Genomic DNA, 2041 nt, shown 5'->3' on the forward strand with positions numbered 1-2041 from the left:
CCTTATGCTGGGGTTGCCATGGCAGAAGAATTTATGTACCAAGGGAAACATGTTTTGATTGTTTATGATGATTTATCAAAACAAGCGGTAGCCTATCGTGAACTGTCTCTCTTGCTTCGTCGTCCTCCAGGTCGTGAAGCCTTCCCAGGGGATGTTTTCTATCTTCACAGCCGTTTGCTTGAGCGCTCAGCTAAAGTTTCTGATGAACTTGGTGGTGGATCAATTACAGCCCTACCATTTATCGAGACACAAGCAGGAGATATCTCTGCCTATATCGCAACCAACGTGATTTCTATCACTGATGGACAAATCTTCCTTGGCGATGGTCTCTTCAATGCGGGTATTCGTCCAGCTATCGATGCGGGTTCATCTGTATCACGTGTAGGTGGTTCTGCACAAATCAAAGCCATGAAGAAGGTTGCTGGTACACTTCGTATCGACCTTGCTTCATACCGTGAGTTGGAAGCCTTCACTAAGTTTGGTTCTGACTTGGACGCAGCAACACAGGCTAAGTTGAACCGTGGACGTCGTACCGTTGAGGTCTTGAAACAACCGGTTCACAAACCATTGCCTGTTGAGAAACAAGTAACCATTCTTTATGCTTTGACACATGGTTTCTTGGATACTGTTCCAGTAGATGATATTGTTCGTTTCGAGGAAGAGTTCCATGCCTTCTTTGATGCTCAACATCCAGAGATTTTGGAAACCATTCGTGATACAAAAGACTTGCCAGAAGAAGCAGTCTTGGATGCTGCGATTACAGAGTTTCTCAATCAAACCAGCTTCCAATAAGAATAGAGGTGTCAGATGGCAGTATCTCTAAATGATATTAAAACAAAAATCGCCTCAACAAAAAATACGAGTCAAATCACAAATGCCATGCAAATGGTATCGGCTGCTAAGCTAGGTCGCTCTGAAGAAGCTGCTCGCAACTTCCAAGTTTACGCTCAAAAAGTGCGCAAACTCTTGACAGATATTCTTCATGGTAATGGAGCTGGTGGTTCAACTAATCCCATGTTGATTAGTCGTCCAGTTAAGAAGACAGGCTATATCGTCATCACTTCAGACCGCGGTTTGGTTGGAGGTTATAATTCCTCTATTCTGAAAGCCGTTATGGAGTTGAAGGAAGAATACCACCCAGACGGTACAGGTTTTGAAATGATCTGTATTGGTGGAATGGGAGCTGATTTCTTTAAGGCTCGTGGTATTCAACCACTTTATGAACTACGTGGCTTGGCAGACCAACCTAGCTTTGATCAAGTTCGTAAGATTATTTCAAAAACTGTTGAAATGTACCAAAATGAACTTTTTGATGAACTCTATGTCTGCTACAACCACCATGTCAACACGCTAACCAGTCAAATGCGTGTGGAACAAATGCTTCCGATTGTTGACTTGGATCCCAATGAAGCGGATGAAGACTACAGCTTAACTTTTGAATTGGAAACCAGCCGAGAAGAAATTTTGGAGCAGTTGTTGCCACAGTTTGCAGAAAGTATGATTTACGGTGCCATTATCGATGCCAAGACAGCTGAAAATGCTGCAGGTATGACCGCCATGCAAACAGCGACAGATAATGCTAAGAAAGTCATCAATGATTTGACAATTCAGTATAACCGTGCCAGACAGGCGGCGATTACACAAGAAATTACAGAAATCGTAGCAGGAGCTAGTGCCTTAGAATAGGCTCTAGTCCAGCTCGTATGAAAATGAACTTAGGACCTAGTTGAGCTAGGAACCGACAGTATCTTATATAGAATAGGAGAAGGAGATGAGTTCAGGTAAAATTGCTCAGGTTATCGGACCCGTTGTAGACGTTTTGTTTGCAGCAGGGGAAAAACTTCCTGAGATTAACAATGCACTTGTCGTCTACAAAAATGACGAAAGAAAAACAAAAATCGTCCTTGAAGTAGCCTTGGAGTTGGGAGATGGTATGGTCCGTACTATCGCCATGGAATCAACAGATGGGTTGACTCGTGGAATGGAAGTATTGGACACAGGTCGTCCAATCTCTGTACCAGTAGGTAAAGAAACTTTGGGA

General features: G+C 43.2%; 1 protein-coding gene and 2 pseudogenes. All 3 read left to right on the forward strand.

Features of this window, described 5'->3' with window-relative positions; genetic code table 11:
• A pseudogene (locus tag SMIDD26_RS02990) lies at positions 1–792 on the forward strand (F0F1 ATP synthase subunit alpha); the annotation flags it as partial.
• A 15-nt stretch (positions 793–807) separates the two neighbouring features.
• On the forward strand, positions 808–1686 hold the full coding sequence (locus SMIDD26_RS02995) for a F0F1 ATP synthase subunit gamma (RefSeq protein ID WP_000301222.1): 879 nt from the start codon (positions 808–810) through the stop codon (positions 1684–1686).
• A gap of 85 nt (positions 1687–1771) precedes the next feature.
• Positions 1772–2041: pseudogene (locus tag SMIDD26_RS12605) on the forward strand (F0F1 ATP synthase subunit beta); the annotation flags it as partial.

This window comes from Streptococcus mitis, assembly GCF_001579035.1.
In the GTDB taxonomy this organism is placed as follows: Bacteria; Bacillota; Bacilli; order Lactobacillales; family Streptococcaceae; genus Streptococcus; species Streptococcus mitis_J.

Coding starts and splice junctions, on each gene's coding strand:
- SMIDD26_RS02995 (WP_000301222.1), top strand. CDS start 808: ATGGCAGTATCTCTAAATGATATTAAAACAAAAATCGCCTCAACAAAA.